The 21,781-nt window shown below is 42.1% G+C and carries 18 protein-coding genes, 1 tRNA gene and 2 pseudogenes; 17 read left to right on the top strand and 4 right to left on the bottom strand.

What is annotated here, in order from left to right; translation table 11 throughout:
• Window positions 1-273: 273 nt before the first annotated feature.
• Complete coding sequence (locus RAM70_RS07670) at window positions 274-1,830, top strand: AAA-like domain-containing protein (RefSeq protein ID WP_312673122.1); 1,557 nt, start codon at window positions 274-276, stop codon at window positions 1,828-1,830.
• 329 nt (window positions 1,831-2,159) lie between these two features.
• On the opposite strand, the gene RAM70_RS07665 is transcribed toward RAM70_RS07670, so the two are convergent.
• Window positions 2,160-2,372 carry a DUF2839 domain-containing protein gene (locus RAM70_RS07665; RefSeq protein ID WP_045362712.1) on the bottom strand — a complete coding sequence of 71 codons (213 nt, stop codon included), beginning with the start codon at window positions 2,370-2,372 and terminating at the stop codon, window positions 2,160-2,162.
• A gap of 278 nt (window positions 2,373-2,650) precedes the next feature.
• Here RAM70_RS07665 and RAM70_RS07660 point away from each other — a divergent pair, with 278 nt between their 5' ends.
• The 6 genes from RAM70_RS07660 (at window position 2,651) to RAM70_RS07635 (ending at window position 9,572) form a co-directional block, all read left to right on the top strand.
• Entirely contained in the window at window positions 2,651-3,886 is a 1,236-nt protein-coding gene (locus RAM70_RS07660) for an LL-diaminopimelate aminotransferase (protein WP_288000450.1), read from the top strand.
• Window positions 3,887-3,978: 92 nt separating this feature from the next.
• Window positions 3,979-4,815 (top strand): metallophosphoesterase, encoded by an 837-nt coding sequence (locus RAM70_RS07655; RefSeq protein WP_045362718.1) that lies wholly within the window; start codon window positions 3,979-3,981, stop codon window positions 4,813-4,815.
• A 258-nt stretch (window positions 4,816-5,073) separates the two neighbouring features.
• Window positions 5,074-6,903, top strand: a complete 1,830-nt coding sequence (locus tag RAM70_RS07650; RefSeq protein WP_288000452.1) for a tetratricopeptide repeat protein — start codon at window positions 5,074-5,076, stop codon at window positions 6,901-6,903.
• Window positions 6,903-8,000, top strand: coding sequence for a glycosyltransferase family 4 protein (locus RAM70_RS07645; protein WP_312673119.1), 1,098 nt, complete (start codon window positions 6,903-6,905; stop codon window positions 7,998-8,000). Before RAM70_RS07650 ends, RAM70_RS07645 begins: the two co-directional genes overlap by 1 nt.
• 116 nt (window positions 8,001-8,116) lie before the next feature.
• Window positions 8,117-8,203, top strand: a tRNA-Ser gene (locus RAM70_RS07640).
• 574 nt (window positions 8,204-8,777) lie between these two features.
• Window positions 8,778-9,572, top strand: coding sequence for a hypothetical protein (locus tag RAM70_RS07635; RefSeq protein WP_312673117.1), 795 nt, complete (start codon window positions 8,778-8,780; stop codon window positions 9,570-9,572).
• Window positions 9,573-9,660: 88 nt separating this feature from the next.
• On the opposite strand, the gene mfd is transcribed toward RAM70_RS07635, so the two are convergent.
• On the bottom strand, window positions 9,661-13,170 hold the full coding sequence (mfd, locus tag RAM70_RS07630) for a transcription-repair coupling factor (protein ID WP_312673115.1): 3,510 nt from the start codon (window positions 13,168-13,170) through the stop codon (window positions 9,661-9,663).
• Window positions 13,171-13,569: 399 nt separating this feature from the next.
• On the opposite strand from mfd, the gene RAM70_RS07625 reads away from it, so the two are divergent.
• The 10 genes and pseudogenes from RAM70_RS07625 to RAM70_RS07580 all read left to right on the top strand — a co-directional run bounded on the left by RAM70_RS07625 (window position 13,570) and on the right by RAM70_RS07580 (window position 18,858).
• Entirely contained in the window at window positions 13,570-14,499 is a 930-nt protein-coding gene (locus tag RAM70_RS07625; RefSeq protein ID WP_312673113.1) for a metal ABC transporter solute-binding protein, Zn/Mn family, read from the top strand.
• Window positions 14,500-14,564: 65 nt separating this feature from the next.
• A complete protein-coding gene (locus tag RAM70_RS07620) occupies window positions 14,565-15,308 on the top strand; it encodes a metal ABC transporter ATP-binding protein (protein ID WP_376750878.1) in 744 nt (247 codons plus the stop codon).
• A 143-nt stretch (window positions 15,309-15,451) separates the two neighbouring features.
• Window positions 15,452-15,550 (top strand): annotated as a pseudogene (locus RAM70_RS07615) (DUF29 family protein); the annotation flags it as partial.
• Between the two features lie 180 nt (window positions 15,551-15,730).
• Window positions 15,731-15,988, top strand: coding sequence for a DUF4160 domain-containing protein (locus RAM70_RS07610; protein ID WP_002792623.1), 258 nt, complete (start codon window positions 15,731-15,733; stop codon window positions 15,986-15,988).
• Window positions 15,942-16,280: a DUF2442 domain-containing protein gene (locus RAM70_RS07605; RefSeq protein WP_190359776.1), complete on the top strand. Its 339-nt coding sequence runs from the start codon at window positions 15,942-15,944 to the stop codon at window positions 16,278-16,280. Before RAM70_RS07610 ends, RAM70_RS07605 begins: the two co-directional genes overlap by 47 nt.
• Window positions 16,281-16,496: 216 nt before the next feature.
• Window positions 16,497-16,778 (top strand): DUF1214 domain-containing protein, encoded by a 282-nt coding sequence (locus tag RAM70_RS07600; protein ID WP_312673109.1) that lies wholly within the window; start codon window positions 16,497-16,499, stop codon window positions 16,776-16,778.
• Window positions 16,779-16,881: 103 nt separating this feature from the next.
• Window positions 16,882-17,619 carry a hypothetical protein gene (locus RAM70_RS07595; RefSeq protein ID WP_045362733.1) on the top strand — a complete coding sequence of 246 codons (738 nt, stop codon included), beginning with the start codon at window positions 16,882-16,884 and terminating at the stop codon, window positions 17,617-17,619.
• A gap of 303 nt (window positions 17,620-17,922) precedes the next feature.
• Window positions 17,923-18,177 (top strand): hypothetical protein, encoded by a 255-nt coding sequence (locus tag RAM70_RS07590; protein WP_045362736.1) that lies wholly within the window; start codon window positions 17,923-17,925, stop codon window positions 18,175-18,177.
• A gap of 191 nt (window positions 18,178-18,368) precedes the next feature.
• The gene (locus RAM70_RS07585) at window positions 18,369-18,635 is read left to right on the top strand and encodes a hypothetical protein (protein WP_002798441.1); all 267 of its coding nucleotides are present in this window, start codon (window positions 18,369-18,371) and stop codon (window positions 18,633-18,635) included.
• Window positions 18,586-18,858, top strand: a complete 273-nt coding sequence (locus RAM70_RS07580; RefSeq protein ID WP_080754365.1) for a DUF2283 domain-containing protein — start codon at window positions 18,586-18,588, stop codon at window positions 18,856-18,858. Before RAM70_RS07585 ends, RAM70_RS07580 begins: the two co-directional genes overlap by 50 nt.
• A gap of 471 nt (window positions 18,859-19,329) precedes the next feature.
• Here RAM70_RS07580 and RAM70_RS07575 read toward each other — a convergent pair.
• Window positions 19,330-19,896, bottom strand: a pseudogene (locus RAM70_RS07575) (REP-associated tyrosine transposase).
• 299 nt (window positions 19,897-20,195) lie between these two features.
• A complete protein-coding gene (locus RAM70_RS07570) occupies window positions 20,196-21,509 on the bottom strand; it encodes a tetratricopeptide repeat protein (RefSeq protein ID WP_312673099.1) in 1,314 nt (437 codons plus the stop codon).
• Window positions 21,510-21,781: the final 272 nt, after the last annotated feature.

Below are 21,781 nucleotides of genomic sequence, written 5' to 3'. Positions count from 1 at the left end.
ATGGTACTGGAAGTTAACAATATCAGTGCGCTCCCACATTATACCAGTAAGCTATCAACAATCAAAGTCTTGTATATTAAATGCCACTTTCTTGCTGAACAGCCCATATCTGATTTAGCAAACATAAAATCAGCCTACCATTGCTCTACATAACAATAATTGATCATAATCAAGCATAACAAAGTATTGCCGAGCATCACCTCTTCCTTCCCGCCATTACAAACCCCACCAAAATCATCTAAAATTAAAATGTCCACTAAATAATAAAATTCTATGACTCGCTGGTTTAATATTGCCGGTCCCTGTAAAGACGATATCCACTATATGCTATCTCCCACAGTCAGATTACCAGATTTAGAGGAGCTAATTCAACAACGTAGTTATTTTGTCCTTCACGCACCACGACAAACAGGGAAAACCACCGCCATGTTAGCCCTAGCAAAACAACTTACCGATACCGGAAATTATGCCGCAGTCATGGTATCTGTAGAAGTAGGAAGTGCATTTAATCATGATCCTGCTGCCGCAGAATTGGCAATTTTAGGAACTTGGTATAATACAATTGAGGATAGTTTACCGACCGAATTACAACCTGCTGCTAAACAATGGCAACAGGAAGAACCAGGAAGCAGAATTAAGGCTTTTTTAAGAGGTTGGGCAAAAGCCATCAATCGTCCCATAGTATTATTTATAGATGAAATTGACTCTTTACAAGACCAAACATTAATATCAGTTTTGCGACAGTTAAGAGATGGTTTTCCTAATCGTCCTGAAAATTTTCCGACCTCAGTAGGATTAATTGGTTTACGAGATGTGAGAGATTATAAAGTAGCATCGGGTGGTAGTGATAGATTAAATACATCTAGTCCTTTTAATATAAAAGTTGCTTCTCTTACCATGCGAAATTTTAATCTTGCAGAAGTAGGAGAATTATATCAACAACATACAGCAGCAACTGGACAAATTTTTACACCAGAAGCTAGAGAAACAGCATTTTATTTAACTCAAGGACAACCTTGGTTAGTCAATGCTTTAGCTAAAGAAATTGTAGAAAAAATGGTAAAAGATAGAAGTATTACTATTACCAAAGAACATATTTTAACAGCCAAAGAAATATTAATTAATCGTCAGGATACTCATTTAGATAGTTTAGCGGAAAAACTCAGAGAAAAACGAGTTAAAAACATTATTGAACCGATTTTAGCAGGGCAAACCTTACCCGATACTCTAGCAGATGATCGCCAATATTTAATAGATTTAGGATTATTACGACGTGATCCGATGGGGGGATTAGTTATTTCTAACCCCATTTATCGTGAAGTTATTCCCCGGGTTTTAGTACAAGGAACTCAGGACAGTTTACCTTTAATTAGTCCTAGTTGGTTGACAGCAAAAGGTGAATTAAATATAGATGCTTTATTAACAGCATTTCTCAAGTTTTGGCGACAACATGGAGAACCATTATTAAGTAGTGCTGCTTACCATGAAATTGCTCCGCATATAGTATTAATGGCTTTTTTACATCGTGTGGTTAATGGTGGGGGAGTTTTAGAAAGGGAATATGCAATTGGTAGCGATAGAATGGATTTATGTTTACAGTATAAAGATGTAACTTTAGGGATTGAATTAAAAGTATGGCGGGATAAAAAACGCGATCCGCAAGCTGATGGAATTGAACAATTAGAATCTTATTTAGGGCGTTTGGGTTTAGATTTTGGTTGGTTATTTATCTTTGATAGGCGCAAAAATGCCTTACCAATGGAAGAAAGGTTATCAACTGAAGTTGTGGTGACAGAAAATCAATATAGAATTACTGTGATTCGGGCATGAGTGTTATATTTTTTTGTTTCACGCAGAGGCGCTACAGTCCCAGAGAGGAGAACGGAAAGAAGTAATTTTGCAGATCGCTTTTCTCTGTATCCTTGAAAATTGTAGAGTAAACAAAGACTAAGGACAACTTTTAGGGATTAGGGAAAAAGACGATTGGCTCTCTTATTCTTTGTGTGATAAGTTTAACTTATATAGGAGCGATCAATCTTTGTGTCCTTTGTATCTTTGTGGTTCGTTCCACTCGATCTCGCGTAGCGAGCGCGTTGCGACCGCCAGCGTGACTGTATCTTAGAATACATTTTAACCACCAAACCGAAGAGAGCCGTTGTTTATTGGACATCCCACCAACCGAAAGCTGGCCCGACAAAGCGAATAACTACCCAAACCCCGGCTAAAACTCCTATACCAATCCATGCCCCCCTAGTGGTTAACTTGTAAGCTTGGGCTGCTTGACTTTTGGTAATCGGTAGCCAAGGCAGGATATTTTCCTCCTGTCCATATTTATCACCCAGGGCCGATTGACGACGTTTTGATTCACCCATACTAATGTCAATTATTAAGAGGTTTTTATCTGATTGTATATCGAAAGACAACCGCCTACACCCAATCCTAAGCTGTTCGTAATTTAAATTGCTTGTTGAGACGAGGCAAGAGGCAAGAGGCAAAAGGCAACAGTAAAGGGATTGGGGGAGGTTCGGCTAATCTAAGAATAAGCGGTTTAAATGCCTCTTAGCTTAGTGCATCAAGGAGAGCGATCGAAACTGACGGCCGATGACTGACTATTATAGAATTAAAGGTTGCGACTGAAACGAGAATAATTATGGCAACCATTAACAGTAATTACTTAAAACTAAAAGCGGGTTATCTTTTTCCGGAAATTGCCCGACGAGTCCAAGCTTTTGCGGCAGCCAATGCCGATGCTAATATTATCCGTCTGGGGATTGGGGATGTCACCGAACCTTTGCCCCTAGCTTGTCGCGAGGCCATGATCAAAGCAGTGGAGGAAATGGGCGATCGCTCTAGCTTTAAGGGTTACGGTCCCGAACAGGGTTATGCTTGGTTAAGGGAGAAAATCGCCGTCCATGATTTTCAGGCTCGCGGTTGTGAGATAAGTGCCGATGAAATCTTTATTTCTGACGGTTCTAAGTGCGATACGGGCAATATTCTCGATATTTTTGGAGATAATAACTCGATCGCTGTGACCGACCCAGTATATCCCGTTTACGTCGATACTAACGTTATGGCCGGACACACGGGAGAGGCTAACGACCGCGGCGAATACGAGGGGTTGATTTATCTGCCAATTACCGCCGAAAATAACTTTACTGCCCAGATTCCGGCGGAAAAAGTCGATTTAATCTATCTCTGTTTTCCCAACAATCCCACCGGGGCCACGGCTACCAGAGAACACTTGACAGCTTGGGTCAATTATGCCAGGGCCAACGGATCGATTATCTTTTTTGATGCGGCCTACGAGGCCTTTATCACCGATGCCAGTTTACCCCATTCCATCTATGAAATCGAGGGGGCGCGGCAATGTGCGATCGAATTTCGCTCTTTTTCTAAAAATGCCGGTTTTACCGGGACCCGTTGCGCTTTAACCGTGGTTCCCCAAAGTCTCACGGCCAAAGCGGCCGACGGGACGGATGTGCAACTCTGGAAACTGTGGAATCGTCGGCAATCGACCAAATTTAACGGCGTTTCCTACATTGTCCAACGGGGGGCCGAGGCGGTTTATTCCCCGGAAGGACAAGCACAAGTACAAGAACTTGTCAAGTTTTATTTACAAAATGCAACAATTATCCGAGAAAAATTAACCGCCGCCGGTTTAGAAGTCCATGGCGGCGTAAATGCGCCCTACGTTTGGGTAAAAACGCCCCAAGGTCTATCGAGTTGGGATTTCTTCGATAAACTGCTACATACCTGTAATGTGGTGGGAACCCCCGGATCTGGCTTTGGGGCTGCCGGAGAGGGTTATTTCCGGCTGTCGGCTTTTAATAGTCGTGCCAACGTCGAGGCCGCCATGGAGAGAATTATCAGTAAATTTCAAGGCTAATGGTCAAAAGAGGGATGTTTGCGGAAGCATCCCCCAACAACCCCATCGGGAATTGATAGACTGTTGACATACTCACCGACAACGGCTCACCGATGCGACCCTTTTGGCTAGAATCCTTACAGGTAGAAAGATTAACGATCGCAATTGCCGGCCTACCGGCACATCTGCAAGGGATCAAGTTGGTGCAGTGGTCAGATCTGCACTGCGATGAACAGCATTTGCCTGTAGCTGTCCTGCAAGAAGCGATCGCCATTACTAATCAGGAAAAACCCGATCTCATCTTCCTGACGGGGGACTTTATTACCGATAGTCCCAGGCCAATTTTTGCCCTAGTCGAGAGCATAAAAGCTCTCAAAAGTCAAGGGGGTATTTATGCTTGTTTAGGAAATCATGACAGTTATCTTCCGCAGGCAAGGGAAACGGTCATATCGGCCCTAACTAGCGTGGGAATTCGGGTACTCTGGAATGAAATCGTCACACCCTACGGCGAAAATTTTCCCATCGTCGGATTGGCCGATTATTGGTCCGGGGAATTTTTGCCGCAAATCCTCGAGCAAATTTCCCCCGATATACCCAGACTCGTCCTTTCCCACAATCCCGATACAGCCATGGTTTTAAGGGATTTGCGCGTGGATTTGCAGTTATCTGGTCATACCCACGGAGGCCAAGTGACTATCCCCGGTATGGGTTCCCTACCGATAGTTTTAGAGGAATTTAGGCGATCGCTGCCTGAACCATATCGTCCATGGGTCCCCTTTCATCGGCAGTTCAGCAGAGTAGTCCGATACTGGCAATGGTCCGAGGGATTTCATCGAGTCGGGGAAAATCAATTATATGTGAATCGCGGCTTAGGAACCTATTTTCCCGGTCGTCTTTTTTGTCCCCCCGAAGTGACGGTAATTACTTTGATCAACGGCAGTCAGTCTTGAATCAGTTATCAGTTATCAGTTATCAGTTATCAGTTATCAGATTTAAGTTTTAAGTTTTAAGTGTGCAGCATTAAATCAGCTGTTGACTATCTAAATTACTCGTTAAGACTGCACCAGAGTTGGGAGCAGGGAGAGGGAGTTTGAGCATTTGTACTAAAATTTCCCCTACGCAGTTTAAATTCAGTACAGCTTAGAAGTTTACTACTGTCTTTTCACTGATTACTGTTTACTGTTTACTGATAACTGAAAAAAACCCCTATGACAGAAAATAGAGATAACTTCAACGAAACTTATAATGCACTAATTGAGCGCATTGTCAATCTAACTTTAGAAGGAAAAATTAGGGCTAAATCACAGGTTTATAACCTTTTAGCCGAGGGAGTAAAAAATGGCACAGGAGAAATTTTTGAGCGTTGTTTAACCGAAAAAATAATCTTTACTCGCTCACAGTTAGAAACAAAAATTAAAGCGACTAGGGTTTTACGGGCCTTGGAAACGATCGAAAGTGAATGGGAAAAATATCAAAAAACCAATCAGCAAAATTCTCTCACTGCAGCGGCGATCGATAATCTGGTAAAAATCGATCGAGAGGATCGTTTACTGACGTTAGTGAATTTAATCGATCCCAATCAAAATAATGCTTTAACCCGAGAACAATTACAACAGTTAGCCAAGCATTTACAGACAGTTTCTCAGCAGCGGGGAGAAGCAGATTTATGGCAAATTGCCACGGGGATTAATCTGGGGTTAAATACTTGGTCAAATTTATCGAATGATCTCACCAGTTGGCTCTACGAACAAAATCGCAATCTTGGTTTTACTAATGATAATGAGCGAGTGACACCCTGGCAAATTTGGGCAAGTAAAGTTAATCCCTCTTGGTTAAAACGAGTCTTAGAAAGTTTAGCTAATCAACAAGCTTTTGATTCTCTCACCCAGGATTTAACTTTAACCGATTGGGTAGAAACTGCTATTGTTTTTCAATATATCCAAAGGGGACTAATTAACTTTTTTGATCAGCGTATCTATAGCGAAAAACTGGGAGCAAAATTATCAATTTCTACCTTTCTCACCTTTGCTTTAATTTGGTCGCTGTTAACCAATAGTTTCGAGCAAGTTAGTAAAAATTCCCTCTATAGTCGCGGCTGTTTTCAGATGGCTTTACAAATTCTGAGAACCTTTGCTCAACGGGATTATTTTCCTTTATACGGAGGAATTTTTGCCTCCTTTTCTGGCAGTTATCTCAAGGATGCCTTAGATTATTTATCAATTCCTCTGCGTTATGTGGAAGGTACGGGAGAAAAGGCGAGAATTTTAACTTTAATTGCCTATTCTAATCGCATTCGCGGCGACTATCGACAGGCCATAGAATGTCATCAACAAGCTTTAGAAATTGCTCGTCAACAGCAGGACTCTGCTTGTGAAATAGCTAATTTAAACCATTTATCTCGTCTCAATGCTATCCAAAAAAACTATGCAGAAGCGATTAATTTAAGTCAGAGAGCTTTAATTTTAAGTCGTCAACAGGGTAATAGTTTAGGACAGGCTAACGCTTTAGCTAATTTGGGTTATAGTCAGGTACAGGAAGCGCAACAGTTAGAGAGATACGATCCCGAAATTTATCAAAGTTCGATCGAGTATTTACAGCAGGGATTAAAGTTAGCGGAAAGTCTCCAAGATTGGCAGAGTAAATCCCTTTGTTGTAGCAGTTTAGGTTTAGCATATCTTGTCCTTGAAAGAACTCAAGAGGCGATTAATATTCTCCTGCAAGGATTGGAATCGGCCAAATACTACGGAGATGTATATCTGCAAGGTTTATTACTAACTTATTTAGGGGAAGCTTACTATCAAGACAAGAATTTTGAACAGGCCATTTATATGGGTTCTCTAGGAATGTATTGGCTACACGAAATCGGTGCAGTAGAATGGCGACAAGCTGCTAGTCTATTAACGGTTATTCGCGGCAAAAATATCGCAGCTTTTGAACAGACTTTCAGTCAGGAACGTTCCTCCCTGATTAAATCCCTTGGAGTGGAAGGCTACCAATATATCTCAGAAATTCTCAGCAAATATCAACAGGGTAATTAGTGAATACACAGCCTAAGTTATTAATTAATCTCTCGGTACTTTTTCCCCAACCCACGGGAATCAGTACCTACATTCTTAACCTCTTACCCTACCTAAAAAATTTAGAACCAACCCTACTAACAGCTAATAGTTATCCCGACTTTAACTGTTATTCTATCCCCAAGGGTCTCGCCCCCGATCGAGGAGCGAAAGGTCATTTAAAACGCTTACTCTGGACTCAGTTGCGGTTATCGTCAATTTACCGACAATTAAACGCCAATTTACTCTTTTCTCCCCTTCCGGAAGCACCGATAAATTCTCCCTGTCGCTTTGTCGTCATGGTCCACGATTTAATTCCCCTGCGGTTTCCCAGTCTTACTTCCCCCTTAACCCACTATTTCCGTTATTATGTGCCGCAGGTATTACAACAGGCAAAACATATCATCTGTAACTCTCAGGCAACGGCCAAAGATATCACTGAATATTATCAAATTCCCGCCGATAAAATTACTTCTATTCCCCTAGCCTACGATCATCATCACTTTCGCCCTATTGAAGATAATAAGCCAGAGCATCCCTATTTTCTCTATCTCGGTCGTCCCAATCCCTATAAAAATTTACCGCGTTTAATCGCCGCTTTTGCCCAACTGCCCCCAGATTTAACAGATTATCATCTTTGGATTGCCGGCAGCTTCGATCGCCGTTATACCCCCAATTTACAACAACAAGCGCGGGAATTAGCAGTCAGCGATCGCATTAAATTTCTCGATTATATCCCCTACGATCACCTACCCAAAGTTATCAGTCAAGCCACTGCTTTAGTCTTCCCTAGTCTCTGGGAAGGCTTCGGATTGCCCGTTTTAGAGGCTATGGCCTGCGGTACACCGGTCATCACCTCAAATTTGTCATCTTTGCCCGAAGTCACGGGAAAAGCGGCAATTTTAATCGATCCCTATCGAGTCGAGGCCTTAGCCGATGCCCTGAAAATTATCGCTCAAGATCGACAATTACACTCAAAATTAAGTCATCTAGGCAAAAAACGGGCCGATGAGTTTAGTTGGCAAAAAACTGGTCTAGCTACAGCCGCAATCTTAAATCAATATCTAGGGTGTGCTTAACTGACAGCGTTTCCCTTCAAGATGAAGTTTAACCTGATCGGTCATCGTCGGAAAAAGAAAAATAATTTGACAGATCGGCAGCATTTGCTGTAGGATTGATGATCGTGACCTCAATTGGAGAGATGGCCGAGCGGTTGAAGGCGCAGCACTGGAAATGCTGTTTAGGGGTAACTTTAACGAGGGTTCGAATCCCTCTCTCTCCGTACCCAAAGCATCTTATAGGTAGGGTTTGCGGCAAAAAGTAAAAAGTAGGGTGCGTTAGACGGCAAAAATTGCTGCTTTGACTTGAAGGTGACAATCCGTCGTAACGCACCACCTATCATCAACTAAGTAGGGTTTGCGGCAAAAAGTAAAAAGTAGGGTGCGTTAGACGGCAAAAATTGCTGCTTTGACTTGAAGGTAACAATCCGTCGTAACGCACCACCTATCATCAACTAAGTAGCCGGTTACAATTAAAGAACAGGAACCAAAAGCCTGTCCCAATATCTAGAGCAATGTTAAGATTTTCTAAAGTCAAGATATAGGTCTTGACAAAATCGGGGGGAGGGGCAAGAATAAGTCATACAATGATTTGCCCCTGATTGAGAAAATAATAGTAACTATGTAGGCGTTGCTGATTTGAGATATGAATCTTCTCTTGTGGGATTTTTAAAACCTAGACCCAAACTAACTTTTGGATACGATGCACAGTTGGCATTCATACCTTGATTCAGCAAGGCCTAATTTTTCTCAGAGGGAAGTCAGTGTGTTAATTTAGTTTTGGGAGAGTTTCGGAATATGAAAACTTCGACGGCAATAAAAAGATTACCGGTAGCTGCTGTAGGAGCTACCTTTGTGGTTCTAGGAGTCACAATTGCCAATGTTCAAGCTAGTACTTTTACTTACATAGCAGGGGTTAATGATAACTTTTCTCTAAGTAACGGTACTGAATTATCGAGTCCAAGTGCGAGTCTTTCCTCTTTTGCGACAAGTTCAGGTGTATGTCCTTCTTTCTGCACGAATAATTTTGATGATTCTAGCATTGACAAACAGTTATTTCATACCTTCACAGGGTTGCCAAGTAATATTACATCAGCAACCTTAGAATTTCGAGCCAAACCTAATGGCGATAGTAACGGTGGCTCGTACAATGACGCTATTACGTTAGCTTTTGCGTGGCAAGCAGGGAGTAATCCTCCAGGGAATCCAGTAGATCCTCCACCTCCACCTCCACCAAATAATCCACTTTATTCTATGAATAATCCAGGGCCTAATCCACCTTATTTTATCTCGCGTTTTGGTGCCACAGGAATACTCCCTAATTCGTGGAACACAACGAACTATCCGTCTGGTCAGGTTTTTACCCTCAATCTCGCCGCTTTGCCACCGTCGCAAGGTACTGGAGTAAGCAATCTTCTTCCTGGTTTAAATAGTAATGGATTTCTCGATATCAGAATTAATGATGATACCAGTGTTGATTATCTGAAACTGACGCTGACCACCTCGGTACCGGAATCTTCATTCATCTTAGGATTAGGATTAATCGGAGCATTGGGAGTAGTTTGTTTGCTCAGAAGAAGTTCCTCAGTATAGCGTTTCTCAGATGAGTGGGGTACATTTCTGACTCTCAAAGCTACTTTTGGCTGATTGACGCGGCAAAGATCTGGAGTGAACCCCCCATCTAATTCCTCGTCGGTAAACCATCTTTACACTTAGCCAACCACTCCAATAAACTATCTAACTGCTGTGGTGGTTTTACCAATCCTAAACCCCTAACCGTCACCTGTTTGGGACTATAAACAAAGCGTGATTGTATATGTTGGGGTAGGTGTTCTTGTAATAATTTCCACGCTGGTTCCTCCATAGGAGTTTCTAGGATAATATGCTGTTTCCCATCGGGTTTAATGCGCGAAAAACCGAGGGATTTAGCCAGATGTTTTAACTCGATTACCTTAAATAATTGTGCCACTGGGGAAGGAATTGCCCCATATCTATCCACTAAATCCGCAGCAATTTGTCCTAAATTTTTCTGAGAATTGGCAGTAGCGATCGCCCGATAGACATCCATTTTCTGCTCCAGATCGGATATATAATCATTAGGAATAAATGCCGTCAATTTCAGATCGATTTGGGTATCCTCCACTTGAGGAATTTCTTGACCTTGAATTTCCCGCAAAGCTTCCTGTAACATTTCCATATATAGATCAAAACCGATCGCTTCCATTTGTCCCGATTGTTCCGCACCTAATAAGTTACCCGCACCGCGAATTTCCAGATCCCTAGTCGCTAATTGATACCCCGATCCTAACTGGGTAAATTCTTGAATTGCCTTTAATCTTTCCCGAGCGGTTTCTGTTAGTTCTGCCTTGGCTGGATAAAGTAACCAAGCGTGCGCTTGTACTCCCGATCGCCCCACCCGTCCTCGCAGTTGATAGAGTTGCGCTAAACCGAATTTTTGGGCATCTTCAATGATAATTGTGTTAACTCTGGGAATATCTAACCCCGACTCTACAATAGTCGTACAGACTAAGATATCCGCTTCCCCATTATTAAAAGCTAACATGGTGGTCTCTAATTCGGACTCATCCATACGACCGTGACCAATGGAAATTCTAGCACCAGGAATCATCCCTTGAATTGCTGCTGCTTTTTCTTCAATTCCCTCGATTCTGGGTACTACATAAAAAATCTGTCCCCCCCGATCCAATTCATTGCGAATTGCCGTTCTAATCGCATCAGAATTATAACTAGAAAGGTGGGTTTGGATGGGACGACGAGAGGGAGGAGGTGTGGTAATTAAACTCATTTCTCGCACCCCAGAAAGGGACATATAAAGAGTCCGGGGAATCGGTGTCGCACTCAAGGTTAACACATCAATATTACTTTTAAAAGCCTTAATTTTTTCCTTTTGGTTGACACCAAAACGCTGTTCTTCATCAATTACCAATAATCCTAAATCTTTAAACTCCACCGCTTTACTCAATAACAACTGCGTCCCCACCACTATATCCAATTCCCCCGTTTTCAAGCGCTGGACGATATCTTTTTTCTCGGAATTGGTGCGAAAACGATTTAATAAACCCACATTAATGGGATAGGGAGCAAAACGTTCTTTCAGAGTGTGATAATGTTGTTGGGTTAAAATTGTTGTTGGTGCTAATAAAGCCACCTGTTTATGACCCGTGGTGACAGCTTTAAAAATAGCACGAATGGCCACTTCCGTCTTACCAAAACCCACATCCCCACAGACTAATCGATCCATCGGGCGATCGCTTTCTAAATCCCGTTTCACATCCTGTATCGCTTTCAGTTGATCAGCAGTGGGTTGGTAGGGAAAAGAATCCTCTAACTCCCGCTGCCAGGGATTATCCATCGGATAGGCAAAACCCGATTTTTGGGCGCGTTGGGCGTAAATATTGATTAAATCAACCGCTAACTTCTTAACTGACTTCCTGACGCGAGCTTTCGTCGCTTCCCACGCTTTGCCAGAGATTTTATGTAATTCAGGCTCTTGATTACCTGTATGACGATAACGGGAGAGATTATCAACAGAATCGGCAGGAACCCGCAATAATCCATCGGCATACTTAATAACTAGATAATCTCGACCTTGCACTATTCCGCTAATTGTGCTTTCCTGCTTTTCTAGTTTGATAAACTGCCCGATGCCATGGTGTTTATGTACTACAAAATCGAGGGGACGGAGTTTATTCACATCCACCTGTACCGAGGCTGCTTGTCGACGTTTGCGGACGTAACCGGCAGTATTTAAAAGATGTTGCCCGAAGAACTCTCGATCAGTAACGACGACTATGCGATAGGTGGGGAGGATAAAACCTTCTAATTCAGCTAATCCTGAGTATTTTAGGGCTGTAGCGGTGTTTTGAATTATTAAGCGCTCGATCGCCCCAAAATCAAGGGGATTGGGGATAAATTGGGCCGGACAGTCGTGTTCCTGTAATAACGAGACTGTGCGGGAGGGTTGGGCAGATATTAACCATGTAGCGTACTTATTTACTTTAATACCGCTATAAATCTCTCTTTTTCCCCGTAAAATTTCCGCTAGTTTGGCGAATTGCCCCGGACTGGTGGGAATCGGACGACTGGAGAGATTAAGGCTATTTTCGCAGAGGTGATCGTCTATTTCTGAGAGGTAGAGATGGGGAAATTTGGCCGATATTTGCAGAGATTCGCCAAAAGAACGGTGAATTTTCGGTAATGGTGGTTCTATCTCTTGCCAGCGTTCCCCAATATATTCTATCCAGCGATCGCTTCTAGCTTGACAGCTTTCCAGTTCATCAAAGGCAATAAGGGTATTTTCGGGGAGATAATCCAATAAAGAGGCAGGTTGAGGGAAGGACAAGCCTAAAAATCGCTCAATTCCCTCTGGATAAATGCCATTAGCTAATTTTTCTCGCTCTTCAGCCCCTAGATAATCGGCCACTGTCGGGGGAAGAGAAGGGGCAATCATCGCCGCAAAGCTAGTGGGAGTAAGAAGCAGATTGGGGATAGAATCGAGGGATCTTTGGGTGGCAGGGTCAAATTCTCGCAATTTTTCCAATTCATCGCCGAAAAATTCTAACCTGACCGGTAATTCTGCCGAAACTGGGAAAATATCAACGATATCGCCGCGACGACTCCATTGCCCTTCGGTTTCTACCAGTGAAACCCGTTGATATCCTAATCTAGCTAGGGTTAGATCGAGGTTTTTGGCTTCTATAACCGTTCCTACCGCAAAATTATCGCTATATTGCTCGAAAACCTCTCTAGGGGGTAAATGGGGCTGCAGGGCCTTTTCGGTGGTAACGATCGCAATTCCGGCCTCTTGATGACTGATTAGAGCTTGCCCTGAGCTACGTCGAAGGGCCGATAATACCTGCATCTGTCCCCAAATCATCTCGTATTCCCGATTAAATGTCTCGTAGGGGCAAGCTTCCGAGGTGGGATAAAAGAAAACACCTTTCCACGTCATTGCTTCTAATTGTGCCGCCCAACGTGCCGCTTCTTCTAGATTGGCACAGATAATTAAAAGATTTTTTCCTTGACAACGGGCGAAAGCTGTGCTGATTAATCCTTTCGGTAAGCGGGCAAGGCCGGTTAGGGTTAAATTGCCATTTTTCTCCAGTTTTTGGATAAGTTCGGCAGTTAAGGGCGATTTTTCAATGTTGCGAATAACGGAGGCAAAAGTCATTTTTTCGTGATCGGCGCTCGGTTTTTAGTTAAGCTCTACTGAATTTAAACTGCCTCTTGGGAGTTTTAGTACAAATGCTCAGGCTTCCTATCCCTGCTCCCAACTTCGGTGCAGTCTTAGCAAGTATTAGTTATCAGTTTTCAGTTCACCCACTACTTTTTGGGGTTAATTTTTTTGGGCTTTATTTGGCTTGACCAGAGGGGGGTCGTAGGCGCACGGATTTTCCATTATCTATATAATATCATGTCAAGCGTTAGTTAGCAAGAGAAAATTTTTTAATTGGGAGCGAAAGATCGAAGGACGAAAAACCAGTACATCTATACCGAGATATTTTCAGAATGATAACGATTATCACCGACTGTGATAAGATCAGAATCATAATCAGACTCAGTTAATCCGATGGGTAAAAATTTCCAGTTAACAGCGATCGCTTTAACCCTGACTATAGCCAGCTTAACAGCTTGTAGTAGTCCTTCGGTCAAGGAAGAGGAAGCAAAGACACCCTTACAGGTGACAGTGAGTATCGTACCGCAGGAATATTTTGTCAAACGCATCGGCGGTGATAGAGTCAGTGTTAATGCCATGATTCAACCTGGGACAGATCCCCACACCTATGAACCAAAACCCGAACAATTAAAAACCACAGCCCGATCGCAAGCCTATTTTAAAATCGGTGTATCCTTAGAAGATGCCTGGAAAGATCGCTTAAACAGTGTTAACCAACAGATGTTAATCGTCGATACCAGTCAAGGAGTAGATAAAATCCCTTTGACAGCAGAACATAATCACGATCATGATCACGATCACGCTAAGGAAGAAAAACATCAAGCTGGAAAAAACACCCTAGATCCCCATATTTGGTTATCACCAAAACGAGTCAAAGCACAAGCAGAGACTATTTATCAAACCCTAGCACAACTCGATCCGGGTCAGGAAGCTATCTATCGGGCTAACTTTGAGAAATTCAGTCAGGAATTAGACGCATTAGATCAAGAAATTCGGCAAAACTTGGCAGGGATCAAAAACAAAAAATTTATGGTCTTTCATCCCGAATGGGGCTATTTTGCCCAAGATTACGGTTTAGAGATGATTGCGATCGAAATTGACGGTAATGAACCCAGTGCTGCCCAGTTAAGTCAACTAATCAAACAGGCAAAAGAAGAGAATATTAAAGTTATTTTTGCTCAACCAGAATTTAGCCAGAAAACTGCCGAAACCATTGCTAGGGAAATTGGCGGACAGGTAATCCCTATCAGTGCCTTTGCTCAAAATTGGAGTGAAAACCTACGACAAGTTTCCCAAAAAATGGCCACAGTTTTAAATCAGTAATTGCTTGTATATGTAGCTAGACACAATTAATTGCACATATCTAACTACCTCTTGCCTATTGCCTATTGCCTTTTGCCTATCCCAACCAAGAAGTTAATTTTGCCCTATTGTATATGTCAACGATCATTACCATTAGTAATCTCTGGGCCGGCTACGAACAGGAACCCATCCTCGAAGATATTAATTTAACCATTCAAGAACTGGATTTTCTCGGAATTATCGGCCCGAATGGAGGAGGAAAAACTACCCTCCTTAAGGTTTTACTGGGATTAATTAAACCTTGGCGGGGAGAAGTCAGTATTTTGGGGCAAAGTGTCGAAAAAGGTCGGGAATTAGTCGGTTATGTGCCGCAGTTTGTCGAATGCGATCGCTCATTTCCCATTACTGTGGGTGAGGTGGTAAAAATGGGGAGATTGAGCAGCAAAAAACTCTGGCAAGGCTATAGTAAAAAAGATGAGGTAAGGGTAGATAAAGCTTTAGATAGTGTGGGAATGTTAGCGTTGAAAAAAAGGTCGATTGCCGAACTTTCGGGAGGACAGCGCCAACGGGTTTATATCGCTCGCGCTTTAGCGGTAGAACCCCGTCTCTTGATTTTAGATGAACCCACTGCCAGTGTCGATCCCCAAATGCGCGCTAGTATTTTTTCCCTGTTGCAAGAATTGAATGAGTGGATGACCATTTTAATTATTTCCCATGATCTGGGAACCCTATCTACCTATGTTAAATCGATCGGTTGTCTCAATCGTCGTCTCTATTATCACGGTGAAAAATCTCTCACTGCCGCTATGTTAGAACAGGTGTATTGTTAAAAGGTTTCTCCCTTTCTACTGTCAAAACCCTTGACAAATCCCCGCACTTGACAGATACTTATATATATAATGGGAATCCGTGCCTGCCTGCAAACCCTCTTTTTTTAGGTTAGATAAGCGTCAAGAAAATAAAAACCTAATACCTGACCAGCGCTAAAGACTTATACGAACAAGACTATCTTGCTTGGTTAGAAGAAACGGCCAAACAACTGCGACAAAGACAGACAGATGTATTGGATTGGGGAACCAACAGAGACAAAAATTATTATTATTAGTTGTAAATTTCATTATGACTAGGCTCAATGTAATCGCTGTTATTTTGTTGATTAAACTTTAAAATTACCATTGCTGGAACGCCAAGGGCGATCGCTTACAATAGGGGGAAAACTTTTAGAAAGCAACCTTTATTACTATTCTTACTCATGCCCACTCTATCAAGCTTCTATGGAATAAAAATCACCATGAACTATAACGATCACAATCCGCCTCATATCCATGCCGAGTATCAAGATTATGAAGCGGTTATAATGATTCACACAGGTGAAGTTTGTGGTCAAATGCCCAAAAGAGGACTAAATTTAATATGGGAGTGGCTTGATCTACACCAATCTGAACTATTGGAGAACTGGGAAAATGCGCGTCAAAGAAAACCTCTTAACAGAATCGATCCCCTTCCCTAAAAAGGAGCTATTTCTTCATGTTATCTGTGTGGAATATCTGGATAAGTATCAATTAAAGCTAACCTTTAATAATGGAATAGAAGGGATTGTAGATTTAGAACAAGAATTGTATGGGGAAATCTTTGAACCCTTAAAAGATCAAAGCTTATTTCAAAAAGTATATGTCAATAGTCGGACAATAGAATGGCCAAACGGAGCAGACTTTGCCCCTGAATTTTTATTTGAAATTGCTCTCGACAAGCAACCGGTTAGTATGGTCGGTGAGCGTGTAGGGTACGCTAATGAAATGTAACGTACCAAATTGTTTTCTTAACAATAATTATCTGATTTGCGATTATTTTGGACTTTAGTGCGATCAGGTTTTCTTCTCATGGTGTGATCGCTTTTTGATCAGGAGGGGCGATCGCTAATTGCCGTCTTGACTTAAAAAATAGTTACTTAACGCGCTTTTTTGCTTTTAATCATGACGAATTTGTAATTATTCTGCGTTACGTTAACACATCCTAGCGTGCTACTATTCTGGTCAGTGATTCTTTATAGTAACCAGATGCGATCGATGATTCAGACGGATCAACTGTTTCCCAGTGTCGGTAGTCAGACAAAGGGACTTTTGGTTAATGCCGATGGTTCTGTGGATATTTATTTCAGGCCGAAACCGCCTGCTGGTAAGGAGAATAATTGGGTGCAGACAAATCCAGGCACGGGTTGGAATACGATTCTTCGACTTTATAGCCCGCTTGAGCCTTGGTTTGATAAGACTTGGCGACCAGGGGAAATTGAGTTAAAGTAATCCTATTGAGAATATGGCTTGATCGCCGATTTGTTGCTTGGGTTGAGGTGATACAATACAATATTGCCTTTTTTCTGGCTAATAAAATTGGCGATCATATTTCATGACTTTTTACGAATGTATGACAACTAATATAACTCAACAAAATAACCAAAATAATTTTAGTTTTGCCAAGTTTAAAGAGCAAATAACTGCTCGTAGAATTGACCTAAATAAAGCTATAGATAAAGTTAAACAAGACCATTATGTTAAAGAAGATAAGCAAAAAAAAGAACTATCCCCAATTATATTTGAAAAATCATTATTCCCAGAGTTAGTAGAGCAAGATAACTGGAGACATGAATTACTACAAGATCTAGCCCAGCAGTGGGAAAGCCTAGCTAATCTTTCTATTATTTGTGAAAAAGAAGCAAGGATAGCAAGCAAGAACAAAAGACAATATCGTTTTTGGAGAATCTTAGTAGGATTGACAATAACACTATTTTCTGCTTTATGGTTTGCTCGAAACCCTAGGAATGAAAACAGCAATAGCCCTCTAAGCAGAAGAAGCTTTCTCATTGGAGCCTTAACAGGATTAGTGGGGATATTTACTGCTGGCGGACCTTTAGTAGATGCTGTTAATGATTTAATAGAACCAGAAAGACATCGTAACCGAGCGATAGGCTTTAGAAGCTTAAAAATCGATACCGATAGTCAGATGCTCAACATCGAAATGATGATTTTTTATGACCTCTCCAAAAAAGAATTAAACTTCTCAGCCTTCTACCAAAAATTTAAAGCGATCAAGGAAGAGACCAATCGTATTTACAAAAAATCCTATGAATTGGGTATAAATATTTAGTACGATCACCGATCTTGTAGTGCGATCACTTTTGGGAGGTGAAGAAGAAAGTAGCGATCACTTTTTGTGATGAGGAGGGGTGATCTTTTTTTGGGGAATGAGGAGAGGTGATCACTTTTTGAGGAGGAGGAGGGGCGATCGTTTTTTTGATGATGGGGAGGGGCGATTTTGAGGAGGAGGGGCGATCTTGTAGGTTGAATTGAGGTGACGAAACCCAACATTACTTTTTTCCCAAATTACCACCCAATATCTGAGTTATAATCAATACCATCAATTCTACACCTTAATCAAATAATTTAACTTATGTCTGCTACAATTCGTGAAGAACTTCACCAACAGATTGACCGATTACCTGATGACATTATTGAAAAAATTGCCAACTTTACCCGATTAATTTCCCCTGAGCCAAACAACATTTCAGAATATACTAATTGGCAAGATGAAGACTGGCAAAAATTTTCATTAGAGCAATTTTTCAAAGAAGAAGATGAAATTGAATATTCCCTAGCAGATGCTCAAGAAATTTATGGCTCTTCGGGACTTGGTATGGTTCGATAGGGGGGCATAAATCGACTAAATCCTTATCTGGCAAGAGATTTAATTGATTAGTTCGCTCCAGACCGCAAACAATTGACAAAAATTGCGGCAATGTCTGTCTCTATAAAGGTTTCATTCCTTATAACCCCGTCCATTGCATAAGACAAACCGAAGAACCCTAATCCCTTACAAAAAAATACTCCGAAATCCTCGTGAACTTTATTTTAAGTCACCATGCCGAAGAAAAAATTATTCAACGCCAAATCTCTTTAAAAATATTGCAGGACATCCTCAATAATCCTGAGCAAATTTTAGAAGAAGATGGACTCAAAGTTTATCAAGGTACGTTTGTCGCCATTAACAATAAAACTTATCTTCTGAGAATTTACATTAATGACTTAGTTGAGCCTCAAAAAATTGTTACACTATATGTTACCAGTAAACTTAGAAAATATAGGCAGCTATCAAATGAAAGCTAAATATGATGCTGAAGTTGACGTTTTAACAATTACCTGGCATGACACACCCGTAGAAGAAAGTGAGGCAATCAGTCCGGGGGTTATTCTTGACTATGATCAAGCAGGTAATGTAATCGGGATTGAAATTCTTAATGCTTCTCGAAAAATCGAGAATTTTTCTCCGAATGTGCAGGTAGCTATAGCGTTTTTCAGTCTGCTGAGGTACAAAAGTTATGGGTTTTAGGCAAAAGGCAAGAGGCAAAAGTCAAAAGGGAAGAAAAATATGTGTACCTCACTAGCTTATAGCGGTGTGCAGTCGTATTAGGTACAGTGTCACAAGCTATAAACCATGCTAGGCAAAGCTTGGTCTGTATCTCACTCAAGCGCTTACCGCTATATTTCTTCTCGATAAAGGTGATCGCTGATCCTGTAGTGCGATCGCTGCTCTTGTAGGTTGGGTTGAGGTAACGAAACCCAACATTGCCTTTATTTCTTACCTTAATTTTTTGGGTTTCACTTCGTTCAAGCCAACCTACATTTTATTCCATACCGATATTAGTGACGAAACCCAACATTGCTTTTATTTCTTACCTTAATTTTTTGGGTTTCACTTCGTTCAAGCCAACCTACATTTTATTCGATACCAACTATTAGTGACGAAACCCAACATTGCCCTTATTTCTTACCTTAATTTTTTGGGTTTCACTTCTACATTTTATTCCATACCAATATCACTATCAAAGATCAGCCTTTCTGAAGCTCCCCACATCTGATCATAAATTCCTTCTTCAACATAACGATGAAAACTGGAATATTGCCAATCTTTCGGAGCGTTTACTAATCCATGATGCACGGGATTATAATGGATGTATTCGAGATGATTAACAAAATCTCGATCGCCGTAGGCGCGCCCTTGGCGACCATCTCGAACTTGATGCTCCCAAAAGCGACGTTGCCAAATAGCCTTTTCTCCTTTATGTTGTCGAGATGTTGAAATTTTACCCTGATATTGAGAATGACATTGACGGCTAAAATAACTTTTAATTAATCGCCAACGAGTTGAAAAATCTGCATCCGTTTCAGGCAATGTCCAAAGAGCATGAATGGGATCTGGTAAAATGACAATAGCATCAATCTTAAAATGATGTTGTCGCATAACATATTTAAAAGCATTTCGTAGTCAATCCACATTTTCAGGTTCACACAAAATTCTGTGACGATTGTATGTCACAACTGTAAAAAAATAAGTGGCTCTAGGTGTTTTTGCTCTACGGTATTGCATCAAGTTAGAATAACATTTATTGGATTGGTGTTTACGCAACTGGTTGTTGGGTTTCGCTTTCCCCTAAAATTGAGAGGTTTTCTTTAACCCATTGATTCGCTCAACCCAACCGACGGACTCTCTTGTAGGTTGGGTTGACGTAAGGAAACCCAACTATAGACCCAAGGAAACCCAACAAAAGGTCATGAGAAGCGATCGCCTATTCCGACGGATTGAGGTGTTGGGTTTTAGGTTTCGCTTTCCCTGAGAATTGAGAGGTTTTCTTTAACCCATTGATTCGCTCAACCCAAGAAAAAGGACTAGACCGCGCCCAATTCCCGTAGGAGTTCCATAACCTTTTCATAGGCCGCCGCGTTTCCTTGCCGGCGGTACAGTTCGGCGGCTTGTCGGAAATCTCCGATCGCTTTTTCCGTTTCTTGTCGATAGTAATAAAGAATCCCCCGACGGACGTAAGCCTCGGCGTTTCGGGGATTAATGTTGAGCGCCTGATTGTAATCGGACAGGGCGAGGTCTGATTTCCCCTGTACGGCGTAAAGAACCCCCCGATTGAGGTAAGCCATTGCGTATCCGGGATTAATATTGATCGCCTGATTGTAATCGGACAGGGCGAGGTCGGGTTTCCCTTGTTCGCCGTAAAGAATCCCCCGATTGTTGTAAGCCATTGCGTATCGGGGATTAATGTTGATCGCTTTGTTGTAATCAGACAGGGCGAGGTCGGGTTTCCCCTGTTCGTAGTAAAGAACCCCCCGATTGTTGTAAGCTTCGGCCAATCGGGGATTAATGTTGATCGCCTGATTGTAATCGGACAGGGCGAGGTCAGGTTTCCCCTGTTGTTGGTAAAGAAGCCCGCGATTGCTGTAAGCCAGGGCTAATCGGGGATTAATGTTGAGCGCCTGATTGAAATCGGACAGGGCGAGGTCGGGTTTCCCCTGTTCGTAGTAAAGAGTCCCGCGATTGTAGTAAGCATTGGCGTTTCGGGGATTAATGTTGAGCGCCTGATTGTAATCGGACAGGGCGCGGTCGGGTTTCCCCTGTTCGTAGTAAAGAAGCCCGCGACCGTTGTAAGCTTCGGCCAATCGGGGATTAATGTTGAGCGCCTGATTGAAATCGGACAGGGCGAGGTCGGGTTTCTCCTGTTGTCGGTAAAGAAGCCCGCGATTGCTGTAAGCCAGAGCTAATCGGGGATTAATGTTGAGCGCCTGATTGTAATCGGACAGGGCGAGGTCTGGTTTCCCCTGTCCGAGGTAAAGAAACCCGCGATTGTTGTAAGCTTCGGCCAATCGGGGATTAATGTTGATCGCTTTGTTGTAATCGGACAGGGCGAGGTCGGGTTTCTCCTGTTGTTCGTAAAGAAACCCGCGATTGAGGTAAGCCTCGGCGTATCGGGGATCAATGTTGATCGCTTTGGTAAATTCAGCGAGGGCGAGATCGTATTTTTTCTGTTGGATGTAGCCAACTCCCCGGTTATAGTGGCCGATCGCGTCTTGATTGTTCCCTTGAGCGATCCGGGTTTCGGCTGGTTGTCGGCTCTCTAGCGCCATGACGGGGCGAACAGTCGCGAGGGTGGAAAGGCTGATTAGGCTAAGGGTGGTAAGAAGGGCAAAGGATTTCATGGCTAGTTCCTCACTGGGGATGATTTGAAATTCTACTTAGGGTTTGCTGAAAAAGTTTTTCCCGGGGGCAGGGTGTGGGGTGTAGATCACGCCAAGGGTTGGCAGTTTTTGATTGCAAAAAAGCCTAAAAATATTATCCAACAAGGTTTTTAGATTTATTCAGCCAGCCCTACTTATACTAAATCTGGTTATTAAAAACTGATGATTTATTCTCCGTTTTGCCTCTTGCCTCTTGCCTCATCTCAATAAGCAATTTAAATGCGCGGGCAGTT

This window comes from Microcystis wesenbergii NRERC-220, assembly GCF_032027425.1.
Taxonomy (GTDB): domain Bacteria; phylum Cyanobacteriota; class Cyanobacteriia; order Cyanobacteriales; family Microcystaceae; genus Microcystis; species Microcystis wesenbergii_A.
Note: the sequence above shows the minus strand (reverse complement) of the source record. Positions and strands in the feature narration are given on the sequence as shown.